The 18,552-nt window shown below is 68.3% G+C and carries 11 protein-coding genes and 1 tRNA gene; 4 read left to right on the top strand and 8 right to left on the bottom strand.

Annotation, left to right across the window (positions count from 1 at the left end; translation table 11 throughout):
- Positions 1 to 96: 96 nt before the first annotated feature.
- Positions 97 to 1,131: a Leu/Phe/Val dehydrogenase gene (locus ACOFKW_RS11340; RefSeq protein ID WP_419814261.1), complete on the bottom strand. Its 1,035-nt coding sequence runs from the start codon at positions 1,129 to 1,131 to the stop codon at positions 97 to 99.
- A 116-nt stretch (positions 1,132 to 1,247) separates the two neighbouring features.
- On the opposite strand from ACOFKW_RS11340, the gene ACOFKW_RS11335 reads away from it, so the two are divergent.
- Positions 1,248 to 1,324: transfer RNA gene (locus ACOFKW_RS11335), tRNA-His, on the top strand.
- A gap of 134 nt (positions 1,325 to 1,458) precedes the next feature.
- Here ACOFKW_RS11335 and ACOFKW_RS11330 read toward each other — a convergent pair.
- On the bottom strand, positions 1,459 to 3,858 hold the full coding sequence (locus ACOFKW_RS11330) for a glycoside hydrolase family 3 N-terminal domain-containing protein (protein WP_419814260.1): 2,400 nt from the start codon (positions 3,856 to 3,858) through the stop codon (positions 1,459 to 1,461).
- A 176-nt stretch (positions 3,859 to 4,034) separates the two neighbouring features.
- Between ACOFKW_RS11330 and ACOFKW_RS11325 the strand changes: the two genes are divergently transcribed.
- Complete coding sequence (locus ACOFKW_RS11325; protein ID WP_419814259.1) at positions 4,035 to 6,149, top strand: alpha-glucuronidase family glycosyl hydrolase; 2,115 nt, start codon at positions 4,035 to 4,037, stop codon at positions 6,147 to 6,149.
- Positions 6,150 to 6,168: 19 nt separating this feature from the next.
- On the opposite strand, the gene ACOFKW_RS11320 is transcribed toward ACOFKW_RS11325, so the two are convergent.
- Positions 6,169 to 6,702 (bottom strand): hypothetical protein, encoded by a 534-nt coding sequence (locus ACOFKW_RS11320; protein ID WP_419814258.1) that lies wholly within the window; start codon positions 6,700 to 6,702, stop codon positions 6,169 to 6,171.
- A 317-nt stretch (positions 6,703 to 7,019) separates the two neighbouring features.
- Between ACOFKW_RS11320 and ACOFKW_RS11315 the strand changes: the two genes are divergently transcribed.
- Positions 7,020 to 9,944, top strand: a complete 2,925-nt coding sequence (locus ACOFKW_RS11315; RefSeq protein ID WP_419814257.1) for a TonB-dependent receptor domain-containing protein — start codon at positions 7,020 to 7,022, stop codon at positions 9,942 to 9,944.
- Positions 9,945 to 10,030: 86 nt separating this feature from the next.
- Positions 10,031 to 11,314, top strand: coding sequence for an aspartyl/asparaginyl beta-hydroxylase domain-containing protein (locus tag ACOFKW_RS11310; RefSeq protein WP_419814256.1), 1,284 nt, complete (start codon positions 10,031 to 10,033; stop codon positions 11,312 to 11,314).
- 16 nt (positions 11,315 to 11,330) lie between these two features.
- Here ACOFKW_RS11310 and ACOFKW_RS11305 read toward each other — a convergent pair whose 3' ends face one another.
- From ACOFKW_RS11305 to ACOFKW_RS11285, 5 genes are read right to left on the bottom strand one after another with little or no spacing between them, the layout of a single operon-like run.
- Positions 11,331 to 13,283 (bottom strand): serine hydrolase domain-containing protein, encoded by a 1,953-nt coding sequence (locus ACOFKW_RS11305; protein ID WP_419814255.1) that lies wholly within the window; start codon positions 13,281 to 13,283, stop codon positions 11,331 to 11,333.
- A 43-nt stretch (positions 13,284 to 13,326) separates the two neighbouring features.
- Positions 13,327 to 14,937 (bottom strand): serine hydrolase, encoded by a 1,611-nt coding sequence (locus ACOFKW_RS11300; protein WP_419814254.1) that lies wholly within the window; start codon positions 14,935 to 14,937, stop codon positions 13,327 to 13,329.
- Complete coding sequence (locus tag ACOFKW_RS11295) at positions 14,934 to 16,409, bottom strand: serine hydrolase domain-containing protein (protein WP_419814253.1); 1,476 nt, start codon at positions 16,407 to 16,409, stop codon at positions 14,934 to 14,936. The genes ACOFKW_RS11300 and ACOFKW_RS11295 overlap by 4 nt, the downstream gene beginning before the upstream one ends.
- A 40-nt stretch (positions 16,410 to 16,449) precedes the next feature.
- Complete coding sequence (locus ACOFKW_RS11290) at positions 16,450 to 17,481, bottom strand: DUF1611 domain-containing protein (RefSeq protein ID WP_419814252.1); 1,032 nt, start codon at positions 17,479 to 17,481, stop codon at positions 16,450 to 16,452.
- Between the two features lie 2 nt (positions 17,482 to 17,483).
- The gene (locus ACOFKW_RS11285; RefSeq protein WP_419814251.1) at positions 17,484 to 18,497 is read right to left on the bottom strand and encodes a dipeptidase; all 1,014 of its coding nucleotides are present in this window, start codon (positions 18,495 to 18,497) and stop codon (positions 17,484 to 17,486) included.
- Positions 18,498 to 18,552 lie beyond the last annotated feature (55 nt).

Raw genomic sequence — 18,552 nt, 5'->3', positions numbered from 1 at the left:
GGAGGGGACGGGAGTGGGACTTGGCATAAACTCAGGCTGCCGACCTCGGGGAAGACCCACCCCCGGCCCCTCCCGTTCCGGGAGGGGAGCAGGAGGTCAGCGCCCGATCAGCTTGCGCGCCATCGCGTCGGCGACCTCGTCGGTCGGGCGGTTGCTTGCATCCGCCTCGGCGAAGATGTCGGCCAGCCGGCCCTCGATCCGCGCGATGCTGGCCGCGACCGAGGCGGCATCGCCCTGCCCCAGATATTCCGCGACGACGTTGATGATGCCGCCCGCGTTGATGACATAGTCGGGCGCGTACAGAATGCCCCGAGCCGTCAGCCGCGCCCCGTCGCCGGGCTGCGCCAGCTGGTTGTTCGCCGCACCCGCGACGACCGCGACGTTCAGCGCCGCGATGCTGTCGGCGGTCAGCACCGCGCCCAGCGCGTTCGGGCTGAACACATCGGCGGCTACCGTCATGATCTCGTCGTTCGCAGCATAGGTCGCGCCGAGCTCGGTCGCCAACGCCGCCGCCCGTGCCGAATCGATGTCCGCCAGCGTCAGCTTCGCACCCGCCGCCGCCAGCTTGCGCGCCAGCGAGCCGCCGACGCTGCCCAACCCCTGAACCGCGACATGCACGCCGGTAAAGTCGCTGCGCCCGAGCTTGTGCGAAACAGCCGCGCGCATGCCGACGAAGATGCCCTCCGCCGTCGACGGACCCGGATTGCCGCCCGCCTGCCCGCCCGCCACCGGCAGGCCCGAAACGTACTTCGTCGCACCGGCGATCATCGTCATGTCGGCGTCCGACATGCCCACGTCCTCCGCCGTGACATAGCGTCCGCCAAGTCCGTCGATGACCCGCCCGAAGGCCTGCAGGAACGTCTGCGTCTTGGGCGCACCCTTCAGAATCACCGCCTTGCCGCCACCCATCGGCAGCCCAGCCATGGCGTTCTTGTAGCTCATGCCCCGCGACAGGCGCAGCGCATCGGTCAGCGCCGCGGCGTCGTCGGCATAGGTCCACCAGCGGCAACCACCCGCGGCCGGCCCGAGATGCGTCGAATGGACCGCGATGATCGTCTGGAGGCCAGTCGCCGTGTCGGTGGCGAAGTGAACGGCCTCGTGGGCGTCGAAATCGGGTGCGTCGAACAGCATCGCCAGGCTCCGGTCAGGAAATTACAGGCCCGCGCAATAATATAACTTTGCATTTGGCGGAAGGCGGTTCTTGCCCTCCAGCGACGATATGGCTATGCGGGCTTCCTTCGCGCGTGGCGGTCGTAGCTCAATTGGTTAGAGCGCCGGTTTGTGGTACCGGAGGTTGCGGGTTCAATCCCCGTCGTCCGCCCCAGCGATCCCTAGTGTTTACATTAGGTTAGCTGGGGCGGCACCAGAGTTTACCGCTCCACCCAGAAGCAACGCGGCTTTGCAAACTCTCGACCAGGAACGCTGATTCGATCGCAGCTGTGATACCTGCTGCGATGCTCAGGCGATTTCCAGGATGGTGGTCTTGAGATTGGCCGAACTAGACCCCGCCATGATGTCGAACAGGCCCGGCTCGACGACCTCCTGCATCGCACGATTCCACAGCGAGAACGCGTCGGGACCAAGGGTGAAGCGGACGGTACGCCGCTCGCCGGGCTTGAGGCCGACGCGCTCGAAGCCACGGAGCTCGAGGACCGGGCGGCTGACCGACGAGACCTGGTCGCGGATATACAGCTGGACGACCTCGTCGCCGGCGCGGGCGCCGGTGTTAGCGACGTCGACCTCGATTTGGACGGTGTCGGCGATGCCGATCCGCGCGGCCGACAGGCGCGGCGCTCCGACCGTGAAGCTGGTGTAGCTCAGGCCGTGGCCGAACGGGAACAGCGGTGAAGCGTCGGCGAACAGATAGCCGCGTCGGGCCGATGGCTTGTGATTATAGTAGAATGGCACCTGCCCGACGTCGCGGACCACGGTGACGGGCAGCTTACCGCCAGGATTGACGTCGCCGAACAGCGCCTCGGCGATGGCGGTGCCGCCTTCCTGCCCAACATACCAGCATTCGAGCAGCGCGTTGGCCTGCGTGACGACCAGCGGCCATGACGGCGGGCGGCCGTTGATGGCGACGACGACGATCGGCTTTCCAGTCGCCTTCAACGCCGCGAACAGCGCGTTCTGCTCGCCGAGCAGGTCGAGGTCGGTGCGGTCGCCGAGATGGGTCTTGGCGTAACCCTCGCGGCTGGTCTGTTCGGTGTCGCCGATCGCCAGCAGCACGATGTCGGAGCCTTGCGCCACGGTCACCGCCTCGGCGATCAGCTGGCGGTTCTTGTCGGGGTCGGCGAGCAGCACCTCGTTGGCGGAGCGGTCCTCGTTCTGGGTGATGAAGACGCCCTGCGCGTGGACGACCTCGGCCTTGCCCGCCAGCCGGGCGCGGACGCCTTCGAGCAGCGACACGGTGGTGCGCGGGATCGAGGAATAGCCGCCGAGCCGCGCTACCGCCGCATCCGGCCCGATCACCGCGACGCGGCGGTGGGCGCCGGCCTTCAGCGGCAGGATACCGTCGTTGGTGAGCAGCACCATCGCCCGCCGCGCCGCCTCCAACGCCAGCGCGCGCGCCTCGGGGTTGGCGGTGAGCCTGGCCGCGGCCTTTGCATCGATCGGCGCGGCCTCGAACAGGCCGGCGCGGAACTTCATGGTCAGCATGTGGCGGCAGGCCGCGTCTACCAGCGCCAGCGGCACCTTGCCGGCGCGCACCGCTGCCGCCAGCCCGCGATAGGCGCGACCGTCAGGCAGGTCGCAATCGACCCCGGCGAGCAGCGCCAGATGGGCAGCGCCGTCGTTGTCGGCGGCGAGGTGGTGGAACGACGCGAGCTCGGGGATCGCCGCGTAATCGCTGACGATGGCGCCGTCGAAGCCCCATTCGCCGCGCAGGATGTCCTTGAGCAGCCAGGTGCTGGAGTGGCTCGGGATGCCGTCGATCTCGTTGTACGAGGGCATCACCGCGCCGATGCCGGTGCGTGCGACGACCTTGCGGAACGGCGGCAGGAACGCCGAGCGGATTTCGCGCTCGCCGAGTTCTGCGGGCGCGACGTTGTTGCCTGCCATCGGCTGGCCGTGCCCGGTCATGTGCTTGAGAGTGGCGAAGACCTTGCCCGGGGCAAGGGTCTTGCCGCTGCCCTGCAGCCCGGTGACCGCGGCGACGCCGAGTTCGCCGCATAGGTAGGGATCCTCGCCGAAGGTCTCCTCGATCCGGCCCCAGCGCGGGTCGCGGGCGATGTCGACGACCGGGGACAGCGCCAGCACGGTGCCGTGCGCGCGGACTTCCCGGCCGATCACGGCATTGACCCGGCCGACCAGGTCGCGGTCGAAGCTGCTGGCCAGCGCGATCGCCTGTGGGAAACTGGTCGCCTCGGGCGCCATATAGCCGTGCAGCGCCTCCTCGTGGAACAGCACCGGGATGCCGAGCCGGGTGCTGGCGCGGGCCCAGGCCTGGGTAGCGTTGACGAAGGCGATGGTGTCGGCGGGCGCGCGCCACCGCCCGGTCACCGCGGCCCCGGTATTGGTCGCCGTCGCCGCGCCGCCACGGTCCGATGGCCGCGCGATCTGTCCGATGCCGTTGGGATAGGCTGTGGTAGCGCGGGCCGGATCGAAGGCCAGCGCGGCGTCCATGACGTCCTTCTTCGTCGTCGACAGCGTGATCAGCTGGGCGGCCTTCTCGTCGAGGGTCATGCGCCCAAGCAGGTCGTCGACCCGCAGCGCGACCGGGGCGCGTGCGTCCCGGTAGACGGTGCCGGCCGCCAGCGCCGCGCCGGGAACGAGCGCCAAGGCGGAGACCGACGCCATGCCGGCGATGAAGCCGCGCCGCGTCGTGTTCAGCGCCGGCGCGTCGACTGCGGCGGGCATAGTTTCAGCATCACAATCGGACATTCTCGCTCCCCGGCCAGTTGGATCGCGGCATTGCTGTCGATGCCGTCGCCATGATAGCGTTACCATGCGTGTCGCGCTCGCGGCTTGTCAATAACGGCTGATCGACCGCAAATGCGGCGTGGGGAGTGGGCGTGACTGGCTTTGCCCGGTGCTTGACGACGACGATCCTGGTGGTGCTCGGCATCGTCGGCAGCGCGGCGCGAGCCGAGGACGGCTATGACCTGTGGCTGCGCTACCGACCGTTGCACGGCGTCCACGCCGCCGCGATCACGATGCGCGGCAGCTCGCCGACCGTCCGCATCGCCGCGGCTGAACTGGCTCGCGGATTGTCAGGCCTGTCGGGGGCACGCGTCGCGGAGAGCCCTGACCTTGCGGCCGGCGGCATCCTGCTCGCGACGGCGCGCGATCCGATGGTCGCGGCGCTGCATCTGCCGGTCGGGCCGCTCGGCAATGAGGGCTATCTCGTCCGCACCGTGACCGTCGGCGGCAAGCGCGTCACGCTGGTCACCGCGAACGGCGATACCGGGCTATTGTACGGCAGCTTCGCCTTGCTGCGCTGGGTCCAGACCGGCGGTGCGCTGGCTGGCGTCGACCTGTCGTCGTCGCCACGGATAAAGCTGCGCCTGCTCAATCACTGGGACAATCTGACCGGCACCGTCGAGCGCGGCTATGCCGGGCAGTCGCTGTGGGACTGGTGGCTGCTGCCCGACTTCAGTGACCCGCGCTATGTCGATTATGCCCGCGCCAACGCCTCGATCGGGATCAACGGCACCGTCCTGAACAACGTCAACGCCAAGGCCGACAGCCTGACCGCGCCGTACATCGCCAAGGCGGCCGCGCTGGCCGACGTGTTCCGGCCCTATGGCATCAAGGTCTACCTGTCGGCGCGCTTCTCCGCCCCGATCGAGATCGGCAAGCTCAAGACCGCCGACCCGCTCGACCCCGCCGTCGCCGCCTGGTGGCGAGCCAAGGCCGACGAACTGTATCGTGCCATCCCGGATTTCGGCGGGCTGCTGGTCAAGGCCAACTCCGAAGGCCAGCCCGGCCCGCAGGATTACCACCGCAGCCATGCCGACGGCGCCAACATGCTCGCCGCCGCGCTCGCCCCGCACGGCGGCATCGTGATGTGGCGCGCCTTCGTCTATGCGCACGACAATCCCGAGGACCGCGCCAAGCAGGCGTACGACGACTTCAAGCCGCTCGACGGCAAGTTCGCCGCGAACGTCATCGTCCAGGTCAAGAACGGCGCCATCGACTTCCAGCCGCGCGAGCCGTTTCACCCGCTGTTCGGGGCGATGCCGCGCACCCCGCTGATGATGGAGTTCCAGGCGACCAAGGAGTATCTCGGCCAGGCGACCAGCCTCGCCTACCTCGGCCCGATGTTCGAGGAGGCGCTACGCAGCGACACCCTCGCCAAGGGGCCGGGCTCGACGGTCGCCAAGGTCGTCGACGGATCGCTGGACGGGCATGCGCTGACCGGCATCGCCGGGGTCGCCAACATCGGCCGCGACCGCGACTGGTCGGGATCGACCTTCAACCAGGCCAATTGGTACGCCTTCGGGCGCTTCGCCTGGAACCCGGAAATCTCGTCGGATGCGGTGGCGCGCGAATGGGCGGCGATGACCTTTGCGCCCAACGCCGCGGTGGTCGACCCGGTAGTGCGGATGATGGCCGGCTCGCGCGAGGCGGTTGTGGATTACATGACGCCGCTCGGTCTTGCCCACCAGATGGCGACCGGGCATCACTTTGGCCCGGCGCCGTGGATCGCCGACCTCAAGCGTCCCGAGTGGAACCCGGTCTATTATGCCCGCGCCGGCAAGGACGGTATCGGCTTCGACCGCACCGCCTCCGGGAGCAACGCCGTCGCGCAATATGCGCCCGCCATCGCGCGGCAGCTGGCCGACCCGGCGACGACACCCGAGCGCGACATCCTGTGGTTCCATCACCTGCCGTGGAACTACCGCATGAAGTCGGGCCGGACGCTGTGGGAGGAGATGGTCGCCGACTACGACAGGGGCATCGCCAGCGTCGCCTCGGCAGGCCGGACCTGGGCGACGCTGGAGCCGCAGGTCGATGCCGAACGCTTCGCCAAGACCGCCGCGTTCCTCAGGATCGAGGAGCGCGACGCGCGGTGGTGGCGCGATGCCAGCCTGTCCTACTGGATGTCGGTCAACGGCCTGAAACTGCCTGCCGGTGCCGCTCCGCCGGCGCACGACCTGGCGTGGTACAAGGCGCAGGACTTCACCTACGCGCCGGGCAATCCCTGACCCGGAGCATGTTCAGGGCCTAGCGGACGCGCATCCCGCGCACGGTGCGCTCGCCGGCGATCGACAGGAAATAGTTGCCGAGGGCGCCCTTGCGGATGTGGATCTTCGCGCCGTTGCGCGGCGTGAACGACATAGGCTCGGTGGTGCGCCATCGGGCGTCCTCGTCGGCCAGCTGAAGTTCGATCCGATCGTTCTCGACCCGCCGGGCGCTGGCGATGGTCGTGTCGATCTCGGTGAAGTCGGGCTCGTCCCGCCCGGTCTTGCGGTCGCCACCGTCGAACAGCGCGACCCTCGGCAATGCGAAGCCGAACAGCGAGCGTTTGACCCTGCCGATCTCCTGCCGGTCGACGATGCGCACGTCACGCGCAGCAACTGCCGCCTCCAGCGAGGCTGCCGCCTTGTCGAAGCAGGCAAGGCGCGCATCCGGTGCGCCAATCGCGCGACAATCGGCGAAGGGTTGCAGCACCCGGTCACTGGCGCTCGGGGACGTTGCTGCCTCCGCCCCCACCGACATGGTCAATACCAGGGCCGTCACCATGCAGCGCACGATCATGCTCGTCCTTTCAGTCACCAGATCAGGCTAGAGACTGTCGCGGGCGCGGACAAGCTCATGGCAGGTGTGACGATGTTGCTACAATGCGTGGAAAAAATACACAGATCTGGATAGCTGCATTGTGAGCGAACAGCTCCACCCTTAACAGTTGCACCATCGTCCGCAGGTGTTGGCCGCAGAACTTGGTAAAAAGGCAGGCTGACACAATTCAGATGTGAAAGGGGAAATTCGAGATGCTGAGTCAGTATCGATCGCGCCTGTTGGCGTCGACCTTGTTCGCTGGAGTGTCACTATTCGTCCAACCTGTGCTCGCGCAGGTGGCCACTACTCCTCCACCCGGCGCCCAGACCGCCGAAGCCGCAGTCGCCGACGAGGCCCCGGGCGCCGATGTCGTCGTCACCGGCACCCTGATCCGCAATCCCAATCTCGTCTCGTCGAGCCCGGTGTCGGTCACCTCCTCAGAAGAAATCGACCTCAAGCAGTCGACGACGGCCGAGCGGCTGATCCGCGACATTCCCGGCGTCTCGCCGAACGTCGGCACCAGCGTCAACAACGGCAATGGCGGCGCGTCGTTCGTCGACTTGCGCGGCCTCGGTGCCAACCGCAACATCGTGCTGCTCGACGGCACGCGCATCACGCCCGCCGACCTCAACGGCAGCGTCGACCTCAACAATATCCCGCTGGCGCTGATCGACCGCGTCGACCTGCTGACCGGCGGCGCGAGCACGACCTATGGCGCCGACGCGGTGTCGGGCGTCGTCAACTTCATCACCAAGCGCGACTTCGCCGGTGTCGACCTCAACGTCAGCAACAGCCTGACGGAGCGCGGCGACGGCTACCGCATCCGGGTCGACGCGACGATCGGCGCGAACTTCGACGACGGACGCGGTAACGCGGTGCTGAGCATCGGCTACCAGAAGGCCGACGAAGTGTTCTTCGCCGGCGACCGCCCTCTGTCCAACGACACGCTGGATTCGTTCGACGGGACGGCCTCGGGTGCGTCGCAGACCGCCGTGCCGGCGCGCTTCTCGGTGCCGGGCCTGGGCAACCGCAACATCGACCCGACGACCGGTGCCCTGCTGCCGGTCTTTGCGACGTTCAACTTCAATCCGTACAACATCTTCTCGACGCCGTTCAAACGCTTCAACATCTATGGCGCGGCCCATTACGAGGCGAGCGACGGGCTGGAGATCTACACCCAGGGCCTGTTCTCCAAGAACACCGTCAACACCATCATCGCGCCGTCGGGTGCTTTCTCCACCCCGGTCACGATCCCACTGAACAATCCGTTCCTGCCGGCCAGCGCGCGGGCAACCTTCTGCGCCAACAACGACTTCGACCCCAACACGCCGGGAATCCAGGCGCCGGTGAACTGCAGCGCCACCAGCACCGAGTCCTTCTCGACCAACCTTTCGCGCCGCCTCGTCGAGGCGGGTGGCCGTGTCAGCAACTACCAGACGACGCTGTTCAATTATCGCGCCGGCCTGCGCGGCAGCATCACCGACAGCTTCCGCTACGACGTCTATGGCGCGTACGGCGAAAGCGAGAACACCCAGACGCAGCAGAACTACGTCTCGGCGACCCGGCTGCAGCAGGCCCTGAATGCCAGCAGCACGACCGCCTGCAACGATCCGACCGGCGGCTGCGTACCCGTCAACGTCTTTGGCGACGGCGGCACGATCACGCCCGAGGCGGTCAACTACCTCCTCGTTCCGGCCTTCTCGTCGGACAAGACCTCGCTGTTGCAGGTCCACGGCGTCGTCAACGGCGACCTGTTCCAGCTGAGCTCGGCATCGCAGCCGGTGTCGATCGCGGTCGGCGCCGAGTACCGCAAGTACAAGGCCAGCGTCACCGCCGACACGCTGTCGCAAAGCCCCGGCGAGCTCGGGGGTGCCGGCGGCGGCATCATCCCGGTCAGCGGCGGCTACAGCGTCTACGAAGGCTTTGGCGAGGTCATCGTCCCGGTGATCGCCGACGCGCCGCTGGTGCGCAGCCTGACCGTGGAGGCCGGCGTCCGCTACTCGGCGTACAAGGTCGATGCAGTCGGTTCGCCGGAGTTCAACGCCACGACCTACAAGGGCGGTGCCACTTGGGAGCCGATCGACGGCCTGAAGTTCCGCGGCAACTACCAGCGCGCCGTGCGTGCGCCGAACGTCGGCGAACTGTTCCAGCCGTCGCAGGTCGGGCTGACCAACCTGCGCAACGATCCCTGCCAGGGCGCCGCCGTGGCGCGGACTCCGGCGCAGGTCGCCGGCACCGCTCCGCTCAGCAACCTGCAGAACATCTGCATCGCGCAGGGTGCTCCCGCCAGCCAGCTCGGCGCGATCGACCCGCCCTCGGCCGGTCAGATCAACGCGACCTTCTCCGGCAACCCAAACAACCGTCCGGAAAAGGCCGACACGTTCACCGCGGGCGGCGTCTTCCAGCCGAGCTTCCTGCGTAACTTCTCGGTGTCCGCCGACTTCTACCAGATCAAGATCCGCAACGCGCTCAGCCAGCCGAGCCCAGGCGACCTGATCGGCGCCTGCTTCGGTAACATCACCGCGAGCAGCGCGAGCAGCGCGGCGTGCAACACGATCCGCCGCGATCCGGCGACCGGTGGCCTCGACGGCGATCCCAGCACGACGCCGGGCCTGCCCTCGCCGACGACCAACGCCGGCCGCTACAAGACGCGCGGTATCGACGTGACCGCCAACTTCCGCACCGACCTGACCGAGGACCTGCGGCTGGCACTCAGCGCCAACGCGAATTACGTCCTCAACTACAAGTTCCAGGCCGGTCCGGGCGGCCTCAACCGCGAGTGCGCCGGCTATTACAGCGTCAACTGCCTGCCCGGTAACGGCCTCGTCTCGGGGTCGGGCGGCTCGCTGCTGCCAAAGTTCAGCCTCAACCAGCGCACCACCCTGAGCTTTGGCGGGGTCGACCTGTCGCTGCTGTGGCGCCACATCTCGCCGCTGAAGCAGGAGCCGTTCGACGCCAACGCGAGCAACTTCGGCAGCAACGGCCCTGCCTTCCCTGCCTATCGCCGGATCAAGGCCTATGACTGGTTCGACCTGAGCAGCCGCTTCATGGTCGGCGAGCGCCTGGAGATCACGCTGACGGTCGAGAACCTGCTCGACAAGGATCCGCCGTCGGTCGGCAGCAACATCGGCCAGACCAGCTACAACAGCGGCAACACCTTCCCGTCGACCTATGATGCGATCGGCCGGCGCTTCACCGCTGGCGCGCGCATCAAGTTCTAGTCGGGCGATCGAGTGACGACGAAGGGGCGGGCCATGGTCCGCCCCTTGCTTTATCGCGGCGGGGCCAGCCGCTATGGTCGGCGGCGATGAACCCGACCGAGCTCCAGCAGTACCTGTCGCGGGCACAGGCGGCGCAGCGCGATGGTCGCCTGCCCGAGGCGGCCCGCCTGTACCGCCAGGTTGTCGCGCAGGCCGGCGAGCAACCGCAGGCGCTCAACGCGCTCGGCATCATCGCGCTGGGCGACGCGCCTGCCGACGCTGAGGCGTGGTTCCGCCGCGCCGTGGCCGTCGATACCAAGGCGCCCGAATTGTGGATGAACGTCGCGCGGGCCTGTCGCGCGCAGGGCGACGACGCCGGCGAAAAGGCCGCGCTCGACAATGCACTGGCGATCGACCAGCGCCACCTGATGGCCCTGGTGCGCAGTGCGGAGTGGCATGAGCGCCGCGGCGACCGACACGCGGCGGCAGAACGCTGGACCGGCGTGCTGGCGATGGGCGCGCAGATCGAGGCGCCCTCCCCGGCATTCAGGGACCTGCTCGACCACGCCCGCGCCGCCGTGATGGCCGGGCAGGCAGCGCTGGCCGAGGCCGTCGACGGTGGCTTGGCCGAAGCGCGCGCCGCCGTGCCGGTGCAGGATCGCCGCCGCTTCGATGCGTGCATCGACCATATGCTCGGCCGCCGGGCGATCTATGCCAACCAGCCTGCCGGGCTGCACTTTCCGTTCCTGCCGGCGGACGAATTCTTCGAGCGCCGGCATTTCCCGTGGCTCGAGCGGATCGAGGCGCAGACCGCGGCGATCCGCGATGAACTGGCGGCGCTGCTGGCCGACGGCGCCCCAGGTCTGGCGCCCTACGTCAACATGCCGTCGGGCACGCCGGCGAACAAATGGTCCGGGCTCGACGGCAGGCTCGACTGGAGCGCCTATCATTTCTGGCGCAACGGCACGCGCGACGAGGCGGCCTGCGCCAGATGCCCGGCCACGGTCGCCGCCGTCGAAGCGCTGCCGCTGGCGCGCATTCCCGGCCGGGCGCCGACGGTGTTCTTCTCGCTGCTGCGCCCGGGGACCCACCTGCCGGCGCATACCGGCGTGACCAACGCCCGGGCGATCATCCACCTGCCGCTGATCGTGCCGGACGGTTGTGCCTTCCGCGTCGGTGGCGAGATGCGGACCTGGCGCGAGGGCGAGGCGTTCGGCTTCGACGACACCATCGAGCACGAGGCGTGGAACCGCTCAGGCCAGCTCCGCGCCGTGCTGATCTTCGACACCTGGAACCCGCATCTGAGCGAGGTCGAGCGCGGCCTGCTCCAGACCCTGTTCCCGCTCGCCGACGCACACCGGGGCGACCCCCGCACTGCGTTCGGCGAATGAGGGGCCGCCGCGACGCCTAGCGGACCTCGGTATAGAGATACTCGTGCTGGCTATCGCGGATCGCGAGGGTGCGCAGGCCGTCCTTGGTCCCGACCAGCGCATCGACACCGATGTTGCCAGGGCCGGCGGACACGAGCGAGACGCTGCCGTCCTCGTTCTTGCGGGTCGCGACCGGGCCTTCGATAAAGCCAGCGGTCAGCCATTTGCCGCCGCTGCGATCAGTGATCGACAGATGGATGCCGTCGGGCGAGCGGTAGTTGGTGGCAAGCCCCGCCAGTACCGCTGGATCGCCCGGCACCGTCAGGCGGGCGCGCTTGGCCGCCGCGCTGGCCTTGAGCCGCGCCTCGGCCGGGGCGATGGCGTCGACCGCCTCGGGCTTGCCGTCGTAGACGACCTCCAGCAGGCGGCGCAGCAGGGGTGGGAACATCGCCGGCCCGCTGTCAGCATTGGTCAGGATCACCGCGCCGATACCGGCATCCGGCAGCACGAAGAAGGTGCTGTGATAGCCCTGCAGCGTACCGCCGTGGGTGACGACATGAACGCCGGACTGGGTCTGGTCGATCAGGCCCATGCCGTACCAGCTATCCTCGCCGATCGGGACATTGTGCTTGCGCCGCTCCAGCAGGTTGGCCTCGCTGACCAGCCGCTTGCCGTTGGGAAGGACGCCCTTCGACAGTTCGAGCTGGGCATAGCGCGCCATGTCGGCGGCACTCGACCAGGCGCCACCCGCCGGCCGGTGCGGCGCGATCAGATGGTTGAAGCTGTTCGACATCAGGGTCATGCGCCCGTCGACGTCGAAGCCGTGTGGGCGGGCCCAGTCGCCGCTCTCGCCGACCTTGATGTCGAAGGTCGTGTCGCGCATGCCCATCGGGGTGAAGATCCGCGTCTGCATGGCGCGGTCGTAGGCGGCGCCGAGCTCCATGCCCGGATAGCTGAGATGCCCGCCGACATAGCCCGCCGCCGAGGCCATCAGGTTATTATACTGGAACAGCTCGCCGAACTTGCTGGTCGGCTGGGTCACCGCCAGCTGCTTGAACGTGTCGGACGCCGGCGCGCCGCTGTCGGCGAGAATGAAGGCATAGTCCTTGCGCGGCAGGCCGGTGCAGGCACAGACCAGATGGCGCACCTCGACCGAGCGGGTGACTTCGTCGCTGCCGAGGCGAAAGCCGGGGTAGAGGTCGGTGACCTTCTGGTCCCACCGCAACTTGCCCTCGTCGGCCAGCACCGACAGCAGCAGCGTCGACATGCCCTTGGTGTTGGAGGCGATCATGAACTTGGTGTGCGCCGTCACCGGGGCCGGCGAGCCCAGCGCGCGGACACCGATGCCGCCCTCCCAGACGACCTTGCCGCCGTCGATGAACGCCAGCCCGACGCCCGGCACCTCCAGCGTGTGCGCCGAGTTGGCGACGAAGTCGCGCAGCACCCGGATGCGCTCGGGCGTCAGGCGGTGCGCGGTCTTGCCGGCAAAGCTCTCGCGCTCATAACCGGCGGGGCGCAGGCTCTGCACGATCAAACCGGTCGCGCCGGAGCGCTTGTTGGCGACCGCGTCCGATCCGTCGGTGATGACGACGGTCCATGACGTGCCCTTGCGCAACGCCAGCGCCGCCACCGTGGCGCGCTCGTTCGGAGAGGTTTCGTAGGCGAAGCTGACGCGCTCCGCCCAGCCCTCGCCGGGCGCACCGGGACTGACCAGTCGTACGGTGCGTGCCGCCTTGGGCGCGAACTTCGCCCAGGCCGCAGCGACCGCGGCACGCGCATCGGCTGCCGCACCGACCTCGACGACCGCGATCCGCAGCGTGCCCTCGGGCGCGATGAACACGGTGGCCGGCCCGTCGACGATACGCGTCCAGTCGCGCGGCTGGACATAGGTCAGGCCGGTGGCGGTCTTGCCCGGCGTGTCCGACGCTCCCGCCTGGGCGGATACCGCGATCGGCGTGGCAAGCAACAACAGCGCAATGGCGAGTTTCATGTCAGCCTCTCTGGTGAGCGGACGGGCGATGCGACAGGCTGGTTCACTTCCCCGCACTCGCCGGGGTGAACAGCAGGTCCTGGTAATCCCAGCTGAAGTCGGCGACCGGCGACACCGAGCGCATGGTAATGCGCTCGATCTTGCCGGTCGGGTCGATGCCGAAATTGACGTAGGCGGGCTCGAAGCTCTTGTCGTCCCAGCGCGTCCTGAAGCTCTCGTACTGCCAATGCTCCAGCGTCCCGGTCAGGCCGGGCGACTGTTTGAAGTCGATGCGCAACCCGCCCTTCTCGGCGCGGATCGAGATCGGCCCGTACCAGGGATCGGTGTAGTCGCCCGCATAGCGCGCCAGTGGCAGCGACGGGCCGACCTCCGCCGGCCTGGTCTCGGCCGTCGCCAGCGCGGCGACCGCGCGTTGCTGCCGCTCGCGCTTGTAGGTCCGCCAGACCGTCGCCCAATCCTGCGCCGGCTGGTCGAGATAATGATCGAGCAACTCGTACATCAGGCCTCGGATGACCTCGCCGTCCTCGGAATTGATCAGGATCGAGAAGCCGATGTTCTTGTCGGGGATCATCACGACGGTGGCCTGGAAGCCGAACACCGCGCCGTCGTGCGAGATGATCTTGGCGCCCTTGTAGTCCTGCACCGACCAGCCGAGCGCATAGGCGCTGAACATCGGCTGCGCGGCCTTGAGGGCGGGCGGCAGCTGGCCGCCTGGTGTCAGTACCAACGGCTTCCACATCTCGGCCGACTGGCGCTCGCTGAACAATTGCCCGCCTTCCGGCAGCTTGCCGTGGCCGAGCTGGATCGTCAGCCAGCGCGCCATGTCGTTGGCGCTGACCGCAAGCCCGCCGGCCGGTGCCGCGGTGCGGCCGAGTTCGGCGCGCTCGTCGAGTTGATGCTGGTCGCCGACGCCGCGGAATGCCCCGTTGATCCGGGCGTGCGGATAGGCACGGTCGACGGCGGCGAAGCGCTTCTCGTCGGTGGTCGCGGTCTTCATGCCCCCGGCGCGCAACACGTTCTGCTCGACAAACGCTTCCCAGGTCTTGCCGCTGACCTCCTCGATCAGCTGGCCGGCGACCATGTAAAGGACGTTGTCGTAGGCATAGCCGCTGCGGAAGCTGGTCGCCGGCTTGATGTAGCGCAGCCGCCGCACCGCTTCCTTGCGGGTCAGGTTGGTGCTCGGCACGAACAGCAGGTCGCCTGCGCCGAGGCCCAAACCGCTGCGGTGCACGAGCAGGTCGCGGATCGTCATCTCGCGCGTCACCCAGGGATCGTACATCTGGAAGCCCGGCAGGCGATCGGCGACCTTGTCGTCCCAGCCGATCTTGCCCTGGTCGACCAGCACGGCGAGGGCGGCGGTGGTGAACGCCTTGCCGGTCGAGCCGTTCGGGAAGATCGTGTTTGCCGTCACCGCCTCGCGCCCACCCAGCCGACGCGTGCCATAGCCCTTGGCCAGCGTCGTGCGGCCGTTTTCGACGATCGCGATCGCCATGCCCGGGACACCGACGGCCTGGCGCAGCGCCTCGACCCGGGCGTCGAAGCCGGCGGGCGGATCGGCCAGCGCCGCGACCGGGGTCAGCGCCAGTAGCAGAACGAGGCCTGCGCCGGCGACACGTCCATTGCCCGGTCCGAACATCGCGAGTCCTTTGGTCAAGGCCGAATTAGATGGTAGGCGACGTGCGGCTGCGACGAGAACGACAGCCGCGGATCACGCTCGTCGCCATAGAAGCGCAGCCGCTCGTAGGGCCCGCCGGCGCGCGCCCCGGTGACCTGCTCATAGGTGTCGTCACCGATCCGCTGCCACTGCGAAACGCGACCCGACAGTTCGAGCTTGAGTTCGCCCGGCGCGCCTGCGGTTACTTTCAGGTCGCGCTCGGGCTTGGCCGGAATGTCATAGTCGCGGCGGTTGACGCGGTAGCTGCCGGTGCGCGGTGGCGGCCCGGCCTGGCGCGGGGCCGGCTGGCGCGGGAACATCCGCCCGATGATCGCCTCGGTCAGTTCGGTGCGGGCGAGATAGCTGCCCTCCCCGCCGGTCATCGAGATGAAGAAGCCGAAGCCGAGGCTGGGCGCCAGCACGAGGTTGGAGTGGAAGTCGCGGGTGTTGCCGCCATGCCCGACCAGATGCGGGTCGCTGAGCCGGTGGACCATGAATCCGTGCGCCATCCCCTCAAGGCCGGGCGCGTTGGCGAAGCTGTCGGAGAACAGCAGCCGGACCGACGCCGGCGACAGGATGCGGGCACCACCCAGCTGTCCGCCGCCGAGCATCGCCAGCATGAAGCGCGACATGTCGGCACCGGGCGCGGAGGCCGATCCGGCCGGCATGATCACGCCGTAATATTCGACGGGCTGGGGCAGCAGGCGGCCTTCCTCGAAACGGTAGCCGAGCGCCGCGCGCTGGCGCATGGCGGGCGGCAGATCCTCGCGGAACGTCGTCGACGTCATGCCGAGCGGCTTGAAGATATGCCGCTCCGTATAGTCGGCGAAGGGCTCGCCGGAGAGGCGCTGGACGATGTACCCGGCCAGCGCGGCGCCGTAGTTCGAATAGGAAGTCTCGGTTCCCGGCGCCCAGATGCGCTTGGGGATATGGGTCTTCATCCATTTGGTGAACGGCTCGACCTTCGCCGGATCGTCGGTGGAAATGCCGCTGCTGTCGCTCATCCCCGGGGTGTGCGCGAACAGGTCGCTGACCAGTACCGGCTTGCCCTCGAACGGCGGGATGACGAAGTCGAGATAGCGGTTGACGTCGGCGTCCATGCTGACCTTGCCCTGCTCGATCTGCTGCATCAGCGCGACCCAGGTGAAAAGCTTGGAGACCGAGCCCGGCCGGAACAGGGTGCGGGCGGGATCGACCGGGATCGCCCGGCCAACGTCGGCAAACCCATAGCCGCGGGACATGACGACGCGACCGTCGTGGACGACGGTGACGACGGCCCCGGCGACTTCGCGCGTCGCGATCTGCTCGGCGACGACGCCGTCGATGAACGCGGGCAGCGAAGCGAGTGCGCTCGACATCGGCACCGCGGCAGAGGCGCGCGGCGGCGTCGCTGCGGTAAGTGGGGCGGCGCCCGAGGCGAGCAGCGAGACTGCCGCGGCGGCGAAGATGCGGCGACGGGTTAGCAGGACCATGAGGCGACCTCTTGTGTGTGCGCGGGCAGGCGGGCGATCGTCATGCGAGGCAGCTCTCGACCAGCCGTTCGAAGGCCGGACCCCCACGGATCGGATCGGCGACCGGCAGGCCCAGCCGCTCGGTGTCCGCGGCGATCAGGCGGCCGGCTTCGTCGGCATCGAGGCGCGAACTGTTGTAGGCGACGCCGCCGCAGCGGATGCGCGGGTTGGTGCGCCGGCCGAGCAACAGCGTCGCCTCGATAAGCTCGGCGATGCTCGGCAAGCCATAGCCGGGGGCGCCCAGCATCTCGCTCCGGCCAGGCTCGTGGCAGACGACGAAGACATCGGGCTGGCTGCCGTGCAGCAACCCCATCGACACCGCCGCATAGGCGGGATGGAATAGCGAGCCCTGCCCTTCGATGACGTCCCAATGGTCGGGCGCTGCATCGGGCGACAGCATCTCCGCGGCGCCGGCCTCGAAGTCGGCGACGACCGCGTCCATCGGGATGCCGCTGCCGGCGATCATGATGCCGGTCTGGCCGGTGGCGCGGAAATCGGCAGCGATGCCGCGGGCTTTAAAGGCGCGGGCCAGCGCCAGCGCGGTGTATTTCTTGCCCAGCGCACAGTCGGTGCCGACCGTCAGCAGGCGCTGTCCGGTTCGCTTGCGGCCGGTGCCGACGGGGATGTTTGCGGGTGGCACGCGGACGTCGATCAGGCGCCGCCCGAGCTGAGTCGCGGCTTCGGCAAGTCCGGGCACGTCGCCGAGGCGCGAGTGCATTCCCGCGACCAGGTCGAGGCCGGCCTGCAGGGCCTCCATGAGCGACGCGACCCAGCTCGCGGGGATCACGCCGCCACTGTTCGCCACGCCGATCACCATCGAGCGCGCGCCCGCCGCCGCCGCCTGCGCCGGGGTCAGGTACGCCAGGCCGGTCGTTACCTTGGCGTCGGGCAGGCGGTATTCGCCGATGCACTGGTCGGGCGCCCAGTCGCGCAGGCCGAACGCGGTCTTGGCGTAACCCGGTTGCGCGACGTCGCCGAGGAACAGCAGGTAGGGCTGCGGCAGCGCACCCGCCGCCGGTCGGAGCAAGGTCATCGTCAGCCGCCCCAGGTCGAGGCGAGCAGGCGGTAGAAATTGCCGCCGAGGATCGCCTTGATGTTCGCATCCGAATAGCGGCGGCGGAGCAATTCCTCGGTCAGGTCGAACATCTTGCGCGGATGATCGAAGCCGTCGACGTCGATCTTGTCGCGAAAGGCGTAGCTGTCCTTGTAGCCGGCGCGCAGCTGCTTGTTCATCTCCGCCGGCATGTCGTCATAGCCGTTGAGGTCGGAGTCGGTGCCGATGCCGACATGCTCGATCCCGGTGAGCTTAACGACATGATCGATGTGATCGACGATGTTGGCGATCGTCGTCGGGTCGGTCTTGCTGACGAAATTGCGGACCCCGGTGATGCCCATCACCCCGCCCTTCCGGGCCAGCGCGCGGATCGCCTCGTCGGTCTTGACGCGGGGATGGTTCAGCAGCGCGCGGCAATTGCTGTGCGTGATCGCGATCGGCTTGGGCGACAACTCGATCGCGTCGAGAGTGGTGCGATCGCCGCAATGCGAGACATCGATCAGCATGCCGACCTTGTTCATCTCAGTGATGATCGACACGCCGAAGTCGCTGACGCCGCCATCGACCCGGTCGGTGGACCCCGATCCGAGGCGGTTCTGCGAATTGTACGTCAGTTGCGAGCAACGCTGGCCGATCTCGTAGAAGTGCTTCACGTCGGCGACGCGCTGGAAGTGGTCGGCGTTCTGCAGCCCCATGATGATGGCGCATTTGCCGTCGCGCTTGGCGCTCACCAGGTCCGCTGCAGTGCCGACCGCGCAGAACAGATGGGCGTGACGGGCGACGTAGTTTCCCCAGATGGCGAAGAAGTCGAGCGCGCTTTCGCGGGCGTCCGGGCCACCCAGGCCGACGGCGTGATGGAAGCCGGTGATACCGCTGGCGCGAAAGTCCGCCTCGTCCTGCGCGCTCATGCGAGTAGCGTAGAACTCCGGGCCGAAGGCGATCTTGATCGGCGCCAGCATGTCGATGACCAGGCTCTCGTGGACCAGGTCTATCACCCGACGCGAATATGTCCTGGGGGCCGCGACGGCAGCTCGGGCGCCGCCGGAGCCG

Origin of the sequence: Glacieibacterium sp. (assembly GCF_965200405.1) — a bacterium.
GTDB lineage: Bacteria > Pseudomonadota > Alphaproteobacteria > Sphingomonadales > Sphingomonadaceae > Glacieibacterium.
This window is presented reverse-complemented; position numbering and strand designations above follow the sequence as displayed.

What these genes read in the sequence shown, in the direction of transcription:
- ACOFKW_RS11295 (WP_419814253.1), bottom strand. Translation starts at nt 16,409, where the DNA reads ATGGTCCTGCTAACCCGTCGCCGCATCTTCGCCGCCGCGGCAGTCTCG.
- ACOFKW_RS11320 (WP_419814258.1), bottom strand. Translation starts at nt 6,702, where the DNA reads ATGATCGTGCGCTGCATGGTGACGGCCCTGGTATTGACCATGTCGGTG.
- ACOFKW_RS11340 (WP_419814261.1), bottom strand. Translation starts at nt 1,131, where the DNA reads ATGCTGTTCGACGCACCCGATTTCGACGCCCACGAGGCCGTTCACTTC.
- ACOFKW_RS11330 (WP_419814260.1), bottom strand. Translation starts at nt 3,858, where the DNA reads ATGCCCGCCGCAGTCGACGCGCCGGCGCTGAACACGACGCGGCGCGGC.
- ACOFKW_RS11305 (WP_419814255.1), bottom strand. Translation starts at nt 13,283, where the DNA reads ATGAAACTCGCCATTGCGCTGTTGTTGCTTGCCACGCCGATCGCGGTA.
- ACOFKW_RS11290 (WP_419814252.1), bottom strand. Translation starts at nt 17,481, where the DNA reads ATGACCTTGCTCCGACCGGCGGCGGGTGCGCTGCCGCAGCCCTACCTG.
- ACOFKW_RS11310 (WP_419814256.1), top strand. Translation starts at nt 10,031, where the DNA reads ATGAACCCGACCGAGCTCCAGCAGTACCTGTCGCGGGCACAGGCGGCG.